The organism is Mesorhizobium sp. M1066 (genome assembly GCF_040318635.1).
GTDB lineage: Bacteria > Pseudomonadota > Alphaproteobacteria > Rhizobiales > Rhizobiaceae > Mesorhizobium.
On the sequence record NZ_JAMYMR010000009.1, the window covers coordinates 139,462 to 156,658 of the forward strand.

The window sequence follows — 17,197 nt, forward strand, 5'->3', positions numbered from 1 at the left end:
GGGCGAGGCCGTTTTGTGACAATGGCCGCGTGGGATCGGCCGGAGAGATGCCGGAATGAAGCTTGTAACTTACAACATCCAGTACGGCATCGGCCTCGACGGGCAATACGATGTCGGGCGCATCGCTGATGCCGTGCGCGGCGCCGACGTGATCGCTTTGCAGGAGGTGACCCGCAACAATCCCAGGAATGGCGGCCGAGACATGGTCGCCGAGATCGGCGAGGCGTTGCCCGATTATTTCGCCGTCTATGGCAGCAATTTCGAGGCCAATATCGGTTCGCACATCGACAATGGCCGCGCCATCACGAAAACCTTCCAGCTCGGCAACATGGTGCTGTCGAAGACGCCTATTCATCTGTCGCGCAACCTGCTTTTGCCGCGCAGCCGCAGCTTCGAGATGATGAACTTCCAGCGTGGCGCGCTGGAAGCGCTGATCGAGACGCCGCTTGGTTTCATCCGCTTCTATTCCATCCATCTCGATCACCGCAGCCCCCTCGAACGCGCCAGCCAGATCCAGTTCTTGCGCCAACGCATGCTGAACTACGCGCTCGAAGGCGGCGCGCTGTCCGGCGTCGCCGAGATCGGCCTGCCGGAACTGCCGCATCCCGAAGCCTTTGTCGGCATGGGCGATTTCAACATGCTGGCCGGTTCACCCGAATATGTCGAACTCGCCGGCCGGCCGGACCATGAATTCGGCATGCCGCTGACCGCCGACTTCGCCGTCGATGCCGCCTTGCGCCTGAACGCCACCGGCGACGACCTCATCAGCTGGGTCGACCCGAAACAACCCACCGACCCCAGCCGCCACAAGCGCATCGACTATATCTTCACAAGCGCTTCGCTTGCCAAATCCCTGAAGCGCCTGTGGGTCGACCGAAAGGCGGTCGGTTCGGATCACCTGCCGGTCTGGGTCGAACTGGGCTGACCCAAGTTTGCCTCCCATTGGTCTCGCGCCGTACCCGATGTGTGTCGAGATTCAGGTCAGGCCGAGCCGAGAATAGTGGCTTCCGAGAACCGGAGCGGAGCGTACTTTTCGTACGCGAGCACCGGAAGCGCAGGAAGCCGCCATTCGCAGGCCGGCCTCACCTGAATATCGGCACACATCAAAAATGCACCCAGTTCCGCAGGCTCGTCCACGTCTTCCTGTCGAGCCGGTAGCGCTCGACGGGAACCTGGCCGGCGACGATCGAATTCAGCATGCCCTGGCCGGCATATTGGAACCCGCATTTGTGGATGACGCGGCGCGAGGCCGGATTGATGACCCGCGTCGAGGCCTGCAGCACCTGGATCGACGTCCTCTGGAAGGCGAGATCGACCAGCGCATGGGCTGCTTCCGTCGCATAGCCCTTCTTCCAGTAAGGCTCGCCGATCCAGTAGCCGAGTTCCAGCCCGCGTTCGGTGGTGTTGAGACCGGCACAGCCGACGAACGTGTCGGTTCCGGCCAGCGTCAGGGCATAGGCGATGCCGGCCCGGCGCGACCTGGTCATGGCGAGGAAGGAGCGCGCCTCGGCCTCACCATAGGGGTGCGGCATGCGGGCCAGCATTTCGGCGACATGACGGTTGTCGGCAAGTTCGACCAGTTGCGTGACATCGCCTTCATGGGGCGCCCGCATCACCAGCCGCTCGGTGACCAGCACCGGGCAGTCTATCGCGTAACTTCCGTCTTCTGAGTCTTCCGCTTCGGCAACCATTTGAAAGTCCTCCAGGCACAAGAAAAAGGGGAGATGGAAACCCATCTCCCCTGATCCTTTTCCTGGCTTTGCCAGACACCGGTTCCCGAGATGGGCGCCGGTGTTCTAGTGCGGAACCGGCTACTCCGCGGCTTTGGCAATCGGGTTGACCGATACGTAGGTTCGGCCGTTGGCTTTTTTGTTGAACGTCACGGCGCCGGTCTCGAGCGCAAAAAGCGTATGGTCCGTACCCATGCCGACATTGACGCCGGGATGCCACGTGGTGCCGCGTTGACGAATGATGATGTTGCCCGGGATGACGGCTTCGCCGCCGAACTTCTTCACGCCCAGACGCTTGGAATGCGAGTCGCGACCGTTGCGCGACGAGCCGCCAGCTTTCTTGTGTGCCATCTAACTAACTCCGTTGCGCCGCAAGGCGCCTAAAAGGCCTTATGAACGCGTTCGCGTTCCGTTTCAAGTCCGATCCGGCGACCCAATCGCCAGAAAATTACTTCGCAGCCAATTCCTTGGCCTGCTCGCGCCAGTCCTTGATCTGGTCGGCGCTGAAGGGCATGTGCTCGTCGATCTTGGCGACATCCTTCTCGGTCAGCTTGGCAAGCTGGGCGAAGGTGACGATGCCCTGCTCGTTAAGATCCTTGGCTGCGACCGGGCCGATGCCCTTGATCACGGTCAGATCGTCCGGCTCACCCTTCGGTGCCTTGAACAGTGGCGCTGCGGCGGTCTCGGCTGCCTTTGTCTCGGCTGCCTTGGCCTTGGGCTCCTTCTTCGGCGCGGCTTCCGCCTGCACCTCGGTGGCGGCCTCGGCCTTCACCTTCTTCGGCGCCTTGGCCGCTGCCGTCTTGGTCGGCTTGGCGCCACCCAGCAGGATCTCGGAGATCCGCACGGTGGTCAAAAGCTGGCGATGGCCGATCTTGCGGCGCGAATTCTGCCGGCGGCGCTTCTTGAAGGCGATGACGGTGCGGTTCTTGCCCTGTTCGACGACTTCGGCGGTGACCACCGCGCCGTCGACGAACGGCGCGCCGAACGTGACATTCTCGCCTTCGCCATGCGCAAGGACGTGGCCGATCTCGACCATATCGCCGACAGCGGCTTCGACTTTTTCGATCTTCAGGAGATCGTTGGCGGCAACGCGATACTGCTTGCCACCCGTTTTAATGACTGCGAACATTTTTTGCCTTTCGCTGTTCGGTCGGCCTTGATGAACCGCCTCTGGCAGTTCAGCCGTCTTTTTGTCAGTCTGCGGGTTCAAAAAACAAGCGGCGCGGAAGAACCCTCCACGCCGATTGCGCGCTGTCCCTAACCGAAGGTTGGGGGCGAGTCAAGGCAAACCAGCCGCGCCGTTTCCGAGACCGTCATTGGCGGGCACGGACCGGCTGTGCCGACATGCCCACGGCGTTGCCCCGCCTGGGCTGAGGGTGGGTGACTGGTCGGCAATCTGCCTCGGGTCTCGCTGTACCCCCACCAGCCGTGAATCCGCCGCTTGCCAAGCAAGCCAAATAACTGACGGATTGGCCTTGTAACCTGCCCGTTCAGCCGTTATCTAGTGCGCCGCGCCGGCAACGGCCGACCATGACCGCGGAGAGGTGGCAGAGTGGTCGAATGCACCGCACTCGAAATGCGGCATGGGTGCAAGCCCATCGGGGGTTCGAATCCCTCCCTCTCCGCCATTTAGCCCAAGAACCTGACATCTCCTGGGCTGCTAGCCGCTTGCCGCATATCGCGCAGCCAACAGGACAAAGCCGCCCGAGCCGGGACACTCTGGCCTTCGCGGAGGCGTAAAGCTTCGGCAAGGGCAGGCCCATTCGGCATCTCCGCACATGGTTTTCTGTCCGCAAGCGCAGCCATGTCGCTGTGAATTTGCCAGCCGGTTTAGCCCAAATGGGGGAAGTGGCCCGGCCCAAGATCTCGTAATGGTTGGTTCGCCCAGCCAGTTAGGAGACCACTATGCGCAAAGCCTCTCTCGCCGTCACAGTCGCCGGCACGGCCCTCTTCAGTCTTTCCACTGTCGCATCGGCATGCGTGTCGATGGACGGCAACTTCGTCGTAGACAACTGCAATTATCGCGTCATGGGAAATTACAAAGGCTCGGATGGCAGTTGGGGTGGCTTCGGACCCATCCGCGCGAGCGGTCGCGAGGCAACTTCCAAAAGACGCGATGCCGGCTGGGACGTCAGCTATTGCAATTACGATTCATGGGTGGCCGGCACATGTCGGCCGAAGGATCCCAGGCAGATGTTCAAGCACGTCACTTTGCGCGCTCGGCTCGTTGCTGACGATGTGGCCGGCGTCGAACACCGGCCACTCTGTCGGTGCACGATAAATCCGTTACTGCTCCTTCTTGAACAGGTCCTGGAAGATCAGCTGGCCCCAAGTGCGGCCGCGTGCGTGCACCAGTGCGCCACCCTCGTTGAGCTTCCCCAGCTTGACCGGTGCGAACCCGAGTTGTTTGGCTAAGGCCGCCACGGGAGCGATCGCGTCCTCGTCGTCGCTCGACAGGAAGACGACCCGGTGGCCGCCCTCGACGATCGGATCGGCAGCCAAAGTGGCTGCAATCAGGTGATTGAACCCTTTGACGAGCTTGGCGCCGGTGAACGCCTTTGCGACGAAGGCGGAGGACGGCAGACCGTCCAGCTCTTCAGGCACTGGAAACACGTTCGTCGCGTCGATGATCGTCTTGCCTTCCCAGCTTGACAGCGCCTTCGCGACATCTGGGTGCGACTCGAAACGAACCGCCAGAAAGACGATGTCCGCCTTGATCGCTTCCGCCAGCGTTTTCGGGATAATCGTGGGTCCGATCGCGGCCGCATCGGCTGCAAAGCTTTCCGGGTCGCGCGTGGTTGCCACGGACACTTCGATGCCGTTGCGGGCAAACGCCTTGGCAAGAGCGTGGCCGATCTTGCCGAAGCCAATAATTGCATAGCTCATGTATATTCTCCTTCAGTTTGCCACGCCCTGCGGGCCTGGAATATCGAATGGAGTGACCGGCCGGGCGCAGGGCGTCAGATTTGCGCCAAGCCGCCGTCGACGGCGACCTCGCTGGCGGTCATGAAGCTGCTGTCCGATGACGCGAGAAAGGCAGCCGCCGCTCCAATCTCAGCCGGATCGGCCATGCGCTGGAGCGGGTTCATCGAGGCAAAGGCCTTCAAGCCCTCCTCCCCTATCGCTGCCTTCGCGAGTTCGGTCGCTGTCGGCCCGGGCGACAGCACGTTTACCCGGATGCCGGTGCCCTTCAGATCCTCGGCCCAGCTCCGCGCAAGATTGCGCACGGCCGCCTTGCTCGCGCTGTAGACGCTGAATGCGGGGGCGCCCGTGGTGCCGGCGCTCGATCCGGTCAGGATGATCGAACCGCCCTCGCCCATCAGCGGCAGCGCCTTCTGGACCGTGAAGATCGTACCCTTCACATTGGTGTCGAAGGTTTCGTCAATGTGCTCGGCGGTGATCTCGCCGAGCGGAAGCAGGCCTCCCGCCCCGGCATTGGCGAAGACGATGTCGAGGGTTCCGCGCTCGGCCTTCACCGCTGCGTAGAGCCGGTCGAGGTCGGCCTCGTTGGAAACCGAGCCTTTCACCGCGCGGGCATTAGGCCCGAGGTCGGCCACGGCGGCTTCTAGCGCTTCCTGCCGGCGGCCGAAGATGAAGACGAAGGCGCCCTCCTCGATGAAGCGCTTCGCTGCGGCACGACCGATGCCGGTGGCGCCGCCCGTAATAACCGCAACCTTACCGTCTAGTTTTCCCATAACTCAATCCTTCCAGGCTCTGTCTTTGGTCGTTCGGGTACGCCCCGAGAACCTCTAGATGGGCCCGTCAGGGTCACGCGGTGAGTGCGGAAGCGCGCACATCGGTGGTGCAAAATCGATCCGCTTTCAGGACTGACGCCAGCCGTGACGATCCGTGTCCGCCATTCGGAATTGCGCCGCCCCTGTCGACATAAGCTATGATGTCCCGCCCGTACTGCTGTAGCATGCGTTAGATACGGGCTTTGGAAGGCGCACCGCGCGGTGCCGGATTGCACCATGATCGACTGGGATGACATTCGCTACTTTCTTGCCGTCGCGCGCGGAGGCTCGGTGCGGGCGGCCGGCGCGCAGCTCGGGGTGAATCACTCGACCGTGCTGCGACGCGTCGCCCAGCTCGAGGAACGCCTCGGAGCGCACATGTTCGAAAAGCTGCCTTCGGGCTACCGCCTGACGGCTGCGGGCGAGGAAGTCCTCGATCTCGCGAACCAGATGGAAGCATCGTCGCACCAGCTGGAGACGCGCGTCTTCGGGCGCGACCAGGGTGTGCGCGGGCTTCTGCGGGTGACGCTGGCACCGCCCCTCGCGACACACCTGCTCATGCCGGACTTCGCCGATTTCGCGCGCCTGCACCCGGACATCGAGATGGAAATCCTGTCGTCCGGCGAGCTGGCAAATCTGACCAACCGAGAGGCCGACGTCGCGATCCGCGTCGTCTACGACCGCAAAACCCTGCCGCTCAATCTTCACGGCCTGAAGGGACCGGAGGTGTTCGGCGGCGTCTACATGTCCCGCGATCGCCTGGCCGCGTGGCGTGCGGGCGCGCCTGATCCCATCCGCTGGATCGTCATAAGCGTTCATGGAATTCCAGAGTGGGCCAGCGCGGGTGAGGTTCGCACCGCGGGGGTTCCATTCAGGACCACGGACGCCGAGGCGCAGATCGTTGCCGTACGGCAAGGTCTCGGGATCACGACACTGCCGTGCTTCGTCGGAGATGCCGACCCCCTGCTGGTGAGGGTGCCGGGCACCGACCTGCACATGTACGGAACGCTCTGGCTTCTCACACAGGGGGAGACACGCAAGACGAAGCGCGTGCGGCTCTTCACGGAGTTCGTATCCCGCAGGCTCGCCGCCTACGCTCCGCTTTTCACGGGACTGTCCATATCGCGCGACTGACGCCCGGCGGGTCGACGCTGCGGTGGATAAGCGGATAGCGGCACCTATTGCGGTTGCAGATGCTCAGCCATGAAGTCGATGAACGCCTCAGTCTGGGCCTGATCTGTCGACTGGCCGGCCAGAGAACATTGAACTGATCGGTCTCGGCGGGGGCATGGGCGGTGGAGGAATGGGCGGCGACGCAACAGGAGGTCTCGGAACGGATGCCTTCTCCGAAGATCCCTATGCTTCAGGGCGCGTGACCAGTCGCTGATCTGACCTCAGGCCGAACCATCGGATTGGTGCTCGGCAATCGCACTCAGAAAAACCTGGCCGAACTCCTTCAGCTTTGCCGCCCCAACCCCATTCACTTCAGCGAAGGCGTCGAGGTCGTTTGGGCGGCGCTCTGCCATGTCGATCAGGGTGCGATCGGAAAACACCACATAGGCCGGCACCTGGCGCTCCTTGGCGAGCCGCAGTCGCAAGGTCTTCAGCGCGGCCAGCAGCCCGGTGTCCACATCCGATTGCCCGAAATCCTGCCCGGAGCGCGTCTTGCCGCGCAAGGCGCGGCTGCGCACCTCGACACGATAATGGAACGGCACCTCGCCACGGCCAAGCGCCTGGCCCTTTTCGGCGATGGCGAGCCCGCCATGGCCGGCCGGATCCGGGATCAGGAACCCGCCGGCGACGAGTTGCCGGATCAGCGACAGCCAAAAATCCTTCTTGTGCGCCAGCCCGCTGCCGAAGCTGGCAAGTCTCTGGTGGTTCCTGGCCAGCACCTTCTCGGTTTCATGGCCGAGCAGAATGTCAATGACATGGCCGGCACCGAAGCGTTCGCCACTCTGGGCGATGGCTGCCAGGATGATCCGCGCCTCCGCTCCGCCATCGGCGCGCGGCGCCTGGTCGAGGCAGGTGTCGCAATTGCCGCAAGGCTGCGCTTCCTCGCCGAAATAGCCGAGCAGCACCTGGCGGCGGCACTGCGCCGTCTCGCAATAGCCGATCAGCGTGTCGAGCCGGCCATGCGAGCGCCTCTTGTGCTCGGGCGGCGCATCCTCGTCGTCGATGAACATCCGGCGCATGCGGATATCGCCAAGGCCGAACAGCATATGCGCCTCGGCGTCCCGCCCATCGCGGCCGGCGCGGCCGATCTCCTGGTAGTAGGCCTCCAGGCTGCCCGGCATGTCGGTGTGGAAGACATAGGCGACATCAGGTTTGTCAATGCCCATGCCGAAAGCGATGGTCGCCACCATGACGACGCCTGAAAGGGTCATGAAGCTGTTCTGGTTGGCGTCTCGCGCCTCCTTGCTCATGCCGGCATGATAGGCGAGCGCGGTGACGCCGTTCTTCTCGAGGAAGGCCGCCATCTCCTCCGTCTTCTTGCGCGATAGGCAGTAGACGATGCCGCTGCGGCCGGGATGGCGCTCGACGAAGCGCAGCAATTGCCGCTTGCTGTCCTGCTTGGCCTCGATGGCAAGCTTGATGTTCGGCCGGTCGAAGCCCAGCACCAGGGTCTCGACGCGCTCGGCAAATAGCCGGGATTCGATGTCGGTGCGCGTGCCTTCGTCCGCCGTTGCCGTCAGCGCGATGATCGGCACGTTGGGAAAGATGCCGCGCAGACGCGACAGGTCCTCGTATTCGCGCCGGAACGCCGGCCCCCATTGCGAGATGCAATGCGCCTCGTCGACGGCGATCAGGCTGACATCGAGCCTGGCCAGCGCCTCGAGCATCCGCTCGGTCATCAGCCGCTCCGGCGCGAGATAGAGCAGGCGCGTCTGGCCTGAGGCGACGCGACGCCATGCGGCGATATTGGCATCGCGGTCGATCGAGGAATTGATCGTATCGGCAGCCACGCCGGCGAGCCGCAAGGCGGCGACCTGATCCTGCATCAGCGCCACCAACGGCGAAACGACAATGGTGAGCCCGCCCAGGACCAGCGCCGGCACTTGGTAGCAGAGCGATTTGCCCGCACCTGTCGGCATGACGGCCAGCACATGACGCCCAGCCAGCAGCGCGTCCATGACATCGGCCTGGCCGGGGCGAAAATCATCGAAGCCGAACACGTCCTTCAGCACGCGCCGCTTGGGATCTCGCTCTTCTGTCGCGACGGCCGCCGGTGCCTGCATCACCGCGCGTCCACGGTCGGGGTGCTTATTGGCATGTCATAGCCGAACGCGGCGCAGAAACGCTGGACGCGGACGAGAAATGCCGGGGGCAGGCCGCCGAGATAGGTCCTGAATTCTTCATTCCGTTCCCATTTTCTCAACGAAGCCACCCGGATCGGATTGTCCGGATCCTCGCTGAAACGAATGCGCGGTGTCAGTCCGAACGACTGCGCGATTCTGTCCTGCTGCGCATCGGGCTCGCCGATCATGTCTTCGTAGCGGACAAAGAGGATCTGTCGGTGCGGTTGTGCCTTCTTCAGCCGGATCAGCGCGTCGTATTCGGCCAGCCAGCGATGCGGCGTGACGTGGAACCGACGCTCGTTGCGTGTTTGCGGATGCGAACTTGTCAGCGTGTCGAATGGATGGCGCACACAATAGATCAAGCCGATGGAGGGAGGGAGCTTCGCCAGATGCGCAAAACCGCGCGCATCGCGCTTGACGACGAGGTTCGATTCCGGCCGATCCAGCATGTCCAGCGTTGTGTATCGCGCTTCGGGCGGATGGACGAAAATATCCTCGAAACACCTCATCAGCCGCTGTGTCAGCGTCGTCCCGCTGCGCGCGCAGCCCGAAATGTAAATTCTGTTGGCGGGCGTCGCACGTGCGTATGTGCGTCTTTGCATGCGCTGTTTCAGAGACAGCGGCACGAACCGCAGAAACTCCCGCATAACCCTTCGCGCGGCCGCTCCAAACGCAGCCTCAAGCCTGCGCGCGCCCTTCATCCGCAATTCCGCTGGCGCAATGCGGCAACCCGATCTTGCATCAGGGCCACCCGGGACGAAACGCGCCGCCTGCGGGCCACGGCCAAGATACTCATCGCCGATACCTGCATCAGGCAGACACCGGGCTGCAATTTCGTGGATTGGAGAGGATGTGGAAACCGGTCAAAACGACTCTCCGCATGGGCACCTTGCCTTAGCGCAGCTGACACCGGACCACAACCAGAACAAGCCGGCACAAGGAAAGCCTGCGGCGCGAACGCGGAAGCTGACCGATTGATCCAAGGCTCGCCGCAGCACCTTCCCTTGCGAGACCTGCACCCCCGCTGGATTCCGCCACGCACCACGATGTAAGTTCGGCCCGCTAGTCAGGGAGAATGCGATGCTGCAGACCAGACAGGATGTTCTCGGCCAGCGGTTCCACCTGCAGCGCGCCGCCTTCGGGGCGCAGCCTTTCCCCAACTTTGGCATCCGCAAGGATCGCCTGAAACGCCTGTTGGCGTTGACCGAGCGGCATGAAGCCGACATCTGCACCGCCATCGACACCGACTTTGGCGGCCGTTCCGCGCATGAGACGCGGCTTGCGGAACTGTTCGTCGTGCGCGCCGGTATCCGCCACGCGCTGTCGCATCTCAGGGGCTGGATGCGGGAGCGTCGCGTTGCCACCACCATGCCGTTCCTGCCCGGCCGGAATCGCCTCGTCCCGCAGCCGCTCGGGGTCGTGGGCATCGTCTCGCCCTGGAACTATCCTTTCCAGCTCGCCGTCGCGCCGGTCACCGCGGCACTCGCGGCCGGCAATCGCGTGCTTATAAAACCTTCCGAATTGACGCCGGCATTCTCAGTGCTGCTGGCCAAACTCGTTGCCGAGCATTTCGCACCCGATGAGCTCAGCGTCATCACCGGCGACGCGGAGATGGGAAAGGCCTTCGTGTCGATGCCTTTCGATCATTTGCTGTTCACCGGCTCGACTGCGGTCGGACGCCAGGTCGCGATCGCCGCGGCCGCCAACCTGACCCCGGTCACGCTCGAACTCGGCGGCAAGTCGCCGGCAATCTTCGATCCGTCATGCGACCTCGACGCGGCAGTATCCAGCATTGCCTACGGCAAGCTGTTGAATGCCGGGCAGACCTGCATCGCGCCGGATTATCTTCTGGTCCCGAAGGGGCAAGCAGACGCGGTCGCCGCCAGGCTCGCAACGGCGATCGCTAAGCTCTACCCAACCCTGCGCGACAACCCCGACTATACCGCCATCATCAGCGATCGGCACCACCAGCGCCTGCGCGACATGGTCACTGAAGCGCGTGATGCCGGCGCCGATGTCATCGAAATCAACCCGGTCAGTGAGGAACTCGGCGGCACCAGCCGGAAATTGCTGCCGACCCTGGTACGCAATGCCGGCGCGCACCTGCGGCTGATGCGCGAAGAGATCTTTGGGCCGGTGCTGCCCATCGTAGAATATACCGGGATCGACGAGGCAATCGCGCATGTGAATGGGGCGGACCGCCCGCTGGCGCTCTACTGGTTCGGCCGCGACAGCGGCAACCGTCAACGCATCCTGCACGAGACAATTGCCGGCGGCGTCACCATCAACGACTGCATGCTGCATCTGGTACAGGAAAACCAGCCCTTCGGCGGGGTCGGCGCCAGCGGCATGGGCGCCTATCACGGCGAATGGGGATTTCGGACCTTCAGCAAGGAGAAGCCGGTTTTCACCCAGTCGCGGCTGAGCGCGGGAAGCCTGCTGCGCCCGCCCTACGGCAAGACGTTCGAACGGCTTTTCAGCCTGCTCCGGCACATCACCTGACCGAACGCAGATACCCGGCCATCACGACCATCCGCGCGTTAAGCCTATCTTCACCATCATGCGGCAGCTTCCGCGTCCTGCGGTGATGTCTTGAGTACCGCGGCGCCACAAGCGCCCAGGCAACAACCCGCGCCTCTTGGGGCGCGGGTCTTCCCGCGCCTATCCCTACCTTGGCTAAGCGAGAAAATCGGCCCGGTGCGGCGTAAAGCTGTCGACCAGCCGCCCCGCTTCGAGCGCCTTGACCCCATGCACCAGGCCCGATGGCACGATGAAGCTTCCGCCCGTCCCAACGATCTCGCTGCGGCCGTCGATGGTCACCTCGAAGCTGCCCTCGGCGACATAGCTTGCCTGGACGTGTGGGTGCGAATGCAGGGCGCCGACGCCACCCTTGTCGAAGCCGAATTCGACCAGCATCAACTCGTCGGTGTGCAGGAGAACGCGTCGCCTGTTGCCGTCCGGGGTCGGCGTCCAGGCGCCCTCGCCGGCATGCGCGAAAATCTTTGCGGTCATCGTCATCTCCTCAGAGCAATTCCAGGAAAAGTGTGAAACGGTTTTCCGTCCGGAATTGCGTCAAAACCTAGCGCGCAAGCCAGCCGCCATCCACCGGCACCACCGCTCCATGCATGTAGTTCGACGCCGGCGCCAGCAGGAACACGGCGGCGTCGCCAATGTCGCCCGGTTCCCCCCAGCGACCGGCCGGGATCCGCGCCAGGATGGCGGCGCTGCGGTCGGGATCGGCGCGCAGCGCCTGCGTGTTGTTGGTCTCGATATAGCCCGGCGCGATGGCGTTGACGTTGATGCCTTTCTGCGCCCATTCGCAGGCGAGCAGCCGGGTGATGCCGAGCACGCCATGCTTCGAGGCCGTGTAGGACGCAACACGGATGCCGCCCTGAAAGCTCAACACGGAGGCAATGTTGACGATCTTGCCTTTCCGCTCAGCGGCCAAGGCACGCCTTGCAAAGCTTTGGCAGAGCAAGAAAACCGTCTTCAGGTTGACATCCATGACGTCGTCCCAATCGGCCTCGCTGAGATCGACGGCATCGGCGCGGCGGATGATGCCGGCATTGTTGACCAGCCCGTCGAGCGGACCGCTTTCGTCCCAGACGCGGTCAAGCAGTGGTCCAGCGGTCGACGTGTCGGCAAGGTCGGCGCTCACCGCCTCGAATTGCCCGCCCATCGCGGCGATCATGCCTGCCGTGTCGTCCATCGGCGAGCGGCCGACGCCGATCACCGCGCCGCCCGCGCGTGCGATCGAGATTGCAATACCCTGGCCTATGCCGGTGTTGGCGCCGGTGACGAGAATGCGCTTGCCGGCCAGGCTGAAGGCGGAGAGATCGTTCACCGCAATTCGTCCAACGCCACCGGGTCGACATCGGTATAGTCGACATTGTCGCCGGCCATCGCCCAGATGAAAGCATAGTTGGAGGTGCCGGCGCCGGAGTGGATCGACCAGCCCGGTGACAGCACGGCCTCCTCGTTGCCCATGACGATATGGCGCGTTTCATCCGGCTCGCCCATGAAGTGAAAGACGCGCGCCGTCTCGGCCAGGTCGAAATAGAGATAGGCCTCCATGCGTCGGTCATGCACATGGCATGGCATGGTGTTCCACACCGATCCTGAAGCCAACTGAGTCATGCCGACCACCAACTGGCAGGTCTTCACGCCCTCGGCATGGATGAACTGGAAGATGGAACGCTCGTTGCACGTGTCCTTGCTGCCGAGATCGAGGCGCTTGGCGTCGCCGATGCGGATCAGCCGGCTGGGCCAGGCCTGATGCGCAGGCGCGCTGAGCAGATAGAATTTAGCCGGCGCGGTCTTGTCCACCGAGGCGAAGGACACGTCGGTGGTGCCCATGCCGAGATAGAGCATGTCGCGCGCCTGCAATTCGAAGGACTGGCCGCCGGCCGTGATGACGCCCGCGCCGCCGATGTTGACGGCGATCAGCTCGCGACGGTCGAGGAGGTTCTTGGTGCCGGTCGGCTTGATCGCTTCCAGTTGAAGCGGTGCGCCAGTCGGCACGGCGCCGCCGACGATCATGCGGTCGTAATGAGTGTAGGTCAGGCTGATGCGGCCAGGCTGGAACAGGCCGTCAATATGGAAGTTGTGACGCAGCTCATCGGTGCCCATTGCCGCGGCGGCAGCCGGGTCAATGGCAAATCGCGAGGTGTAGTCGGTATGGCTCTGGTTCATTGTCGGTCCTGACTTGAAAAACGGGTCATTCGCCGGCGGCGGCCTTGACCGAACTGGCATAGTAAGCCTGACGCGCATGCAGGCGCTCGCGGTAACGCAGCTGGCTGGCGGTGAGGTGGGTGCGCATCGCTTCACGTGCGGCCTCGGCATCGCCTGAGGTAATGGCGTTGAGGATCACCAGGTGCTCGCGTTGCAGCCCGCGCTGATAGCTGTCGGATTGCACCAGTTCGGTCGACCAGGGCGAGGTCACGTCGCACGGAATGGCGCGTCGGCCGAGCACGTCGAGCATCTCGACATAGAACGGGTTGTTGGTGGCGCTGGCGATGGCGCGGTGGAAGGCGAGGTCGGCCGGACCGGTCGGCTCGCTGGCAAGCAGCAGCCGCTCGAATTCGAAGAACGCTTCCTGGATCGCTGCCTCTTGCGCGGCGTTGCGACGGATGGCGGCGATCCCGGCCGATTCGATCTCGATCGCAAGCCGCACTTCGAGCACGTTGAGTGCGATCGAATCCTTGCTGCCCATGTCGGCGGCCAGCGCGCCGAACATTGTCGAGATGTGCTCTGTGACGAAGACGCCGGCGCCTTGGCGCGGTTCGACCAGCCCGTCGGCGGCAAGCTTGGCCAGCGCCTCGCGGATGACGGTGCGGCTGACGCCGAAGGTTTCGGTCAGCTGGCCTTCGGTCGGCAATTTGTGGCCGGGCTGAATCTCGCCCGCCTGCAGCTGCCTGCGGATCGCCGCGACGACGGTTTCCGACAGCTTGGGTTTTCTCTCGACCTTGAGGTCGGCGGATGCAGCGGGCACTTGATGGTCTCCTAAAGCAATTCCAGGAAAAGTCTGAAACGGTTTTCCGTCCGGAATTGCGTCAAAACAAAGGGTTAGAGCAGTTCTCCGTTTCGTGAACTGCTCTAGTGGAACAGGCTCGGTAGCCACAATGAGATTTCCGGTATGTAGGTGACAAGCATCAGCACGACGAAAGCCGCGCCGTAGAATGGCCAGATCGAGCGCATCGCCGTCCAGATCGGGATCCGTCCGATGGCGCAGCTGACGAACAGCACCGCCCCCACTGGCGGCGTGCACAGGCCGATGCCGAGATTGAGGATAAGGATGACGCCGAAATGCACGGGGTCTACGCCATAGGCCATCACCACGGGCAGGAAGATCGGCGTGGTGATGATGATCAGTGGCGACATATCCATGAACGTGCCGAGGATAAGCAGCACCACATTGATCATCAGCAGGATGACCAGCTTGTTGTCGGATACGGACTGCAGGAAGGCGACGAGCGCGGCGGGGACCCTGAGATAGGCCAGCAGCCAGCCAAAGGCAGCAGCACAGCCGATGATCATCAGCACCATTGCCGTCGTACGCACGGCCGCCGTTGTCGCGGCGACGAAGTCGTTCCAGCTCATCGAACGGTAAATGATAAGCGTCACCAGGAAGGCGTAGACGATGGCGATGCACGAGCTCTCAGTGGCCGTGAAGACGCCGGAGCGGACGCCGCCGAAGATAATGCCGATCAGCACCAGGCCCGGAATTGCGGCGACAAGCAGTTGCAGCGCCCTCCCGAAGCCGGCGAATGGTTCGGTCGGATAGCCGCGGCGGCTGGCAACCCAATAGGCCGTTATCATCAGGGAGAGCGCCAGCAGCAGGCCCGGTATGACGCCGGCGGTGAACAGGTCGGCGATCGAGATGCGGCCGCCGGCCGAAATCGAATAAATGATCATGTTGTGCGAGGGCGGGATCAGCAGCGCAATGATGGCGCCGACGGAGGTGATGTTGACGGCATAGTCGATGCCGTAGCCGCGCGCCTTCATCTGCGGGATCATCAGCCCGCCGACCGCCGAGGCATCGGCCACAGCCGAGCCGGAAATGCCGCCGAACATGGTCGAGGCAGCGATGTTGACCTGCCCCAGCCCGCCGCGCAAGTGACCGACCAGGGAACCGGCAAGCGCCACCAGCCTGGCGGCGATACCGCCGCGCACCATCAGATCGCCGGCGAAGATGAAGAACGGGATGGCCATCAGCGAAAACACGCTGACGCCGGAGTTGAGACGCTGGAACACCACAAGCGGCGGCAGACCCAGCACCAAAACCGTCGCGAAGCTGGCGACGCCGAGACAGAACGCGATCGGTGTGCCGATGATCAGCAAGAAGACGAAGGTGCCGAACAGGACCGTCAGTGCCATCAAAGACCCTCCTCGCCTGTGGCGTACTGATCGGCATCGACCGGTAGTCCGGCAAACCGCCCGGCCAGCCGCTCAAGCGAAAACAGACAGACAAGCGCGCCGCCCAGGATCACCGGCAGGAAACCGACGCCGCCCGGAAAAGCCAGAGACGGCATCACCGTATTCCAGGTCAGCCTGGCAAGCTGGACACCGTAGACGATCATGCCGGCGCCGAAGGCGAGCACGACGATGTCCGAAACGCTGCGCAGCACCGCCTTGGCGGCGGGCGGCAGGAAATAGAGCAACACATCGAAACCCAGATGGGTGCGCTCGCGAACACCGACCGCTGCCCCCAGGAAGATGAACCAACCCATCAAAAGCACCGAGAAGGGTTCCGTCCAGCTTGGCGAACTGTTGAGCACATAACGCGAAAATACCTGCCAGAAGATGATCACCGTCATCAGGGTCAGCCCGATGCCGCTGACCCACAGCGCAAGCCTCGCCAACCGTGACAGCAGTCGCTCTATTGCGAGCCAAAATGGTTTCATATGCACGCCTCCCCGGATGACGGCGCGGACATCGCGCCATCATTTGCCAGAACGGACTACTCGGTCGCTTGGATGCGCGCGGCGAGATCTTTCAACTCGGGGGTCGAGAGATATTTCTCGTAGACCGGCTTCATCGCATCGATCAGCGGCTGTTTGTCGATCTCGCTGACCTTGACACCGGCCTTCTCGACGATGTCGCGCGACTTCTTCTCCTGCGCGTCCCACAATTCGCGCATCTTGACGACGCTGTCCTTGGCCGCCTGCCGCACGATCGCCTGGTCTTCCGGCGAGAGCTTGTCCCAGCTCGCCTTCGACATCACCAGCACTTCCGGAACGATCTGGTGCTGATCCATGGTGTAGTGCTTGGCTACCTCATAGTGCTTGGCGGATTCGAAGCTCGGCCAGTTGTTCTCGGCGCCGTCGATGACACCGGTCTGCAAGGCCGAATAGACCTCGCCATAGGCCATCGGCGTGGCATTGGCGCCCAACGCATTGACCATGTCGACGAACACGTCGGACTGGATGACACGGAATTTCATGCCCTTCATGTCGGCCATCGAAGCGATGTCCTTCTTGGTGTTGTAGAAGGAGCGGGCGCCGGAATCGTAGAAGGCGAGGCCGACGAGGTCATGCGCCTCGAAAGCCTTCAGGATCTCGTCACCGATCGGCCCATCCATCACATGACGCATATGGTCGACCGATCGGAACATGTACGGCAGGGACGGAACCGCCGTTTCCGGCACGACGCCGTTGAACGGCCCCATCGAGACGCGATTGAGGTCGATGACGCCGGCCTGGGTCTGTTCGATCGTGTCCTTTTCCTCTCCGAGCTGCGCCGAATGGTAGACCTCGACCGAATAGCGGCCATTAGTGCGCTGCTTGATCAGGTCGCCCATGTATTTGACCGCCTCGACGGTCGGATAGCCGTCGGGATGGGTATCCGATGACCTCAGCACGGTGTCGGCATTGGCAATGCCGACCAGCAGCGAGCCGAAGGCGAATGTGGCTGCCGTCAATTTCGAAAGATGCAACAT

General features: G+C 63.0%; 17 protein-coding genes and 1 tRNA gene. 4 read left to right on the forward strand and 14 right to left on the reverse strand.

The genetic code is table 11. The annotated features are described in order from the left end of the window. The first annotated feature begins 55 nt into the window (after positions 1-55). The gene (locus tag NKH52_RS15390) at positions 56-925 is read left to right on the forward strand and encodes an endonuclease/exonuclease/phosphatase family protein (RefSeq protein ID WP_352730940.1); all 870 of its coding nucleotides are present in this window, start codon (positions 56-58) and stop codon (positions 923-925) included. 178 nt (positions 926-1,103) lie between these two features. Here NKH52_RS15390 and NKH52_RS15395 read toward each other — a convergent pair whose 3' ends face one another. From NKH52_RS15395 to NKH52_RS15405, 3 genes are all read right to left on the reverse strand, one after another. Further along, positions 1,104-1,691: a GNAT family N-acetyltransferase gene (locus NKH52_RS15395; RefSeq protein ID WP_352730938.1), complete on the reverse strand. Its 588-nt coding sequence runs from the start codon at positions 1,689-1,691 to the stop codon at positions 1,104-1,106. 120 nt (positions 1,692-1,811) lie between these two features. After that, the gene (gene rpmA, locus NKH52_RS15400) at positions 1,812-2,081 is read right to left on the reverse strand and encodes a 50S ribosomal protein L27 (RefSeq protein WP_013529063.1); all 270 of its coding nucleotides are present in this window, start codon (positions 2,079-2,081) and stop codon (positions 1,812-1,814) included. Between the two features lie 97 nt (positions 2,082-2,178). Further along, on the reverse strand, positions 2,179-2,859 hold the full coding sequence (locus NKH52_RS15405) for a 50S ribosomal protein L21 (RefSeq protein ID WP_352730934.1): 681 nt from the start codon (positions 2,857-2,859) through the stop codon (positions 2,179-2,181). A 409-nt stretch (positions 2,860-3,268) separates the two neighbouring features. Between NKH52_RS15405 and NKH52_RS15410 the strand changes: the two genes are divergently transcribed. After that, positions 3,269-3,358 (forward strand) — tRNA-Ser (locus NKH52_RS15410). A gap of 658 nt (positions 3,359-4,016) precedes the next feature. Here NKH52_RS15410 and NKH52_RS15415 read toward each other — a convergent pair. Continuing rightward, positions 4,017-4,616: an NADPH-dependent F420 reductase gene (locus NKH52_RS15415; protein ID WP_128304050.1), complete on the reverse strand. Its 600-nt coding sequence runs from the start codon at positions 4,614-4,616 to the stop codon at positions 4,017-4,019. Between the two features lie 74 nt (positions 4,617-4,690). Continuing rightward, positions 4,691-5,425: an SDR family NAD(P)-dependent oxidoreductase gene (locus tag NKH52_RS15420; protein ID WP_127294238.1), complete on the reverse strand. Its 735-nt coding sequence runs from the start codon at positions 5,423-5,425 to the stop codon at positions 4,691-4,693. Positions 5,426-5,701: 276 nt separating this feature from the next. Here NKH52_RS15420 and NKH52_RS15425 point away from each other — a divergent pair, with 276 nt between their 5' ends. Then, positions 5,702-6,598 (forward strand): LysR family transcriptional regulator, encoded by an 897-nt coding sequence (locus tag NKH52_RS15425; RefSeq protein WP_352730932.1) that lies wholly within the window; start codon positions 5,702-5,704, stop codon positions 6,596-6,598. A 260-nt stretch (positions 6,599-6,858) separates the two neighbouring features. Here the strand turns inward: NKH52_RS15425 and recQ are convergent, their stop codons facing one another. Together recQ and NKH52_RS15435 are read right to left on the reverse strand one after the other, a co-directional pair. Further along, entirely contained in the window at positions 6,859-8,700 is a 1,842-nt protein-coding gene (gene recQ / locus NKH52_RS15430; RefSeq protein WP_127294236.1) for a DNA helicase RecQ, read from the reverse strand. Further along, a complete protein-coding gene (locus tag NKH52_RS15435) occupies positions 8,700-9,461 on the reverse strand; it encodes a sulfotransferase (protein ID WP_352730930.1) in 762 nt (253 codons plus the stop codon). Before NKH52_RS15435 ends, recQ begins: the two co-directional genes overlap by 1 nt. A 379-nt stretch (positions 9,462-9,840) precedes the next feature. Between NKH52_RS15435 and NKH52_RS15440 the strand changes: the two genes are divergently transcribed. Further along, the gene (locus NKH52_RS15440; RefSeq protein WP_352730927.1) at positions 9,841-11,262 is read left to right on the forward strand and encodes a coniferyl aldehyde dehydrogenase; all 1,422 of its coding nucleotides are present in this window, start codon (positions 9,841-9,843) and stop codon (positions 11,260-11,262) included. Between the two features lie 174 nt (positions 11,263-11,436). Here the strand turns inward: NKH52_RS15440 and NKH52_RS15445 are convergent, their stop codons facing one another. The 7 genes from NKH52_RS15445 to NKH52_RS15475 form a co-directional block, all read right to left on the reverse strand. Beyond that, positions 11,437-11,772: a cupin domain-containing protein gene (locus tag NKH52_RS15445; RefSeq protein ID WP_352730924.1), complete on the reverse strand. Its 336-nt coding sequence runs from the start codon at positions 11,770-11,772 to the stop codon at positions 11,437-11,439. A 67-nt stretch (positions 11,773-11,839) separates the two neighbouring features. Further along, positions 11,840-12,604 (reverse strand): 2-dehydro-3-deoxy-D-gluconate 5-dehydrogenase KduD, encoded by a 765-nt coding sequence (gene kduD, locus NKH52_RS15450; RefSeq protein ID WP_352730922.1) that lies wholly within the window; start codon positions 12,602-12,604, stop codon positions 11,840-11,842. After that, on the reverse strand, positions 12,601-13,452 hold the full coding sequence (gene kduI / locus NKH52_RS15455; RefSeq protein ID WP_352730920.1) for a 5-dehydro-4-deoxy-D-glucuronate isomerase: 852 nt from the start codon (positions 13,450-13,452) through the stop codon (positions 12,601-12,603). The genes kduD and kduI overlap by 4 nt, the downstream gene beginning before the upstream one ends. 25 nt (positions 13,453-13,477) lie before the next feature. Continuing rightward, a complete protein-coding gene (locus NKH52_RS15460) occupies positions 13,478-14,251 on the reverse strand; it encodes a FadR/GntR family transcriptional regulator (protein WP_352730919.1) in 774 nt (257 codons plus the stop codon). Positions 14,252-14,355: 104 nt separating this feature from the next. After that, a complete protein-coding gene (locus tag NKH52_RS15465; RefSeq protein ID WP_352730917.1) occupies positions 14,356-15,636 on the reverse strand; it encodes a TRAP transporter large permease in 1,281 nt (426 codons plus the stop codon). Next, on the reverse strand, positions 15,636-16,163 hold the full coding sequence (locus NKH52_RS15470) for a TRAP transporter small permease (protein WP_127261423.1): 528 nt from the start codon (positions 16,161-16,163) through the stop codon (positions 15,636-15,638). The genes NKH52_RS15465 and NKH52_RS15470 overlap by 1 nt, the downstream gene beginning before the upstream one ends. A 56-nt stretch (positions 16,164-16,219) precedes the next feature. Beyond that, a complete protein-coding gene (locus tag NKH52_RS15475) occupies positions 16,220-17,197 on the reverse strand; it encodes a TRAP transporter substrate-binding protein (protein WP_352730914.1) in 978 nt (325 codons plus the stop codon).

Coding starts and splice junctions, on each gene's coding strand:
- NKH52_RS15390 (WP_352730940.1), top strand. CDS start 56: ATGAAGCTTGTAACTTACAACATCCAGTACGGCATCGGCCTCGACGGG.
- NKH52_RS15395 (WP_352730938.1), bottom strand. CDS start 1,691: ATGGTTGCCGAAGCGGAAGACTCAGAAGACGGAAGTTACGCGATAGAC.
- rpmA (WP_013529063.1), bottom strand. CDS start 2,081: ATGGCACACAAGAAAGCTGGCGGCTCGTCGCGCAACGGTCGCGACTCG.
- NKH52_RS15405 (WP_352730934.1), bottom strand. CDS start 2,859: ATGTTCGCAGTCATTAAAACGGGTGGCAAGCAGTATCGCGTTGCCGCC.
- NKH52_RS15415 (WP_128304050.1), bottom strand. CDS start 4,616: ATGAGCTATGCAATTATTGGCTTCGGCAAGATCGGCCACGCTCTTGCC.
- NKH52_RS15420 (WP_127294238.1), bottom strand. CDS start 5,425: ATGGGAAAACTAGACGGTAAGGTTGCGGTTATTACGGGCGGCGCCACC.
- NKH52_RS15425 (WP_352730932.1), top strand. CDS start 5,702: ATGATCGACTGGGATGACATTCGCTACTTTCTTGCCGTCGCGCGCGGA.
- recQ (WP_127294236.1), bottom strand. CDS start 8,700: ATGCAGGCACCGGCGGCCGTCGCGACAGAAGAGCGAGATCCCAAGCGG.
- NKH52_RS15435 (WP_352730930.1), bottom strand. CDS start 9,461: ATGAAGGGCGCGCGCAGGCTTGAGGCTGCGTTTGGAGCGGCCGCGCGA.
- NKH52_RS15440 (WP_352730927.1), top strand. CDS start 9,841: ATGCTGCAGACCAGACAGGATGTTCTCGGCCAGCGGTTCCACCTGCAG.
- NKH52_RS15445 (WP_352730924.1), bottom strand. CDS start 11,772: ATGACCGCAAAGATTTTCGCGCATGCCGGCGAGGGCGCCTGGACGCCG.
- kduI (WP_352730920.1), bottom strand. CDS start 13,452: ATGAACCAGAGCCATACCGACTACACCTCGCGATTTGCCATTGACCCG.
- NKH52_RS15465 (WP_352730917.1), bottom strand. CDS start 15,636: ATGGCACTGACGGTCCTGTTCGGCACCTTCGTCTTCTTGCTGATCATC.
- NKH52_RS15470 (WP_127261423.1), bottom strand. CDS start 16,163: ATGAAACCATTTTGGCTCGCAATAGAGCGACTGCTGTCACGGTTGGCG.
- NKH52_RS15475 (WP_352730914.1), bottom strand. CDS start 17,197: ATGTTGCATCTTTCGAAATTGACGGCAGCCACATTCGCCTTCGGCTCG.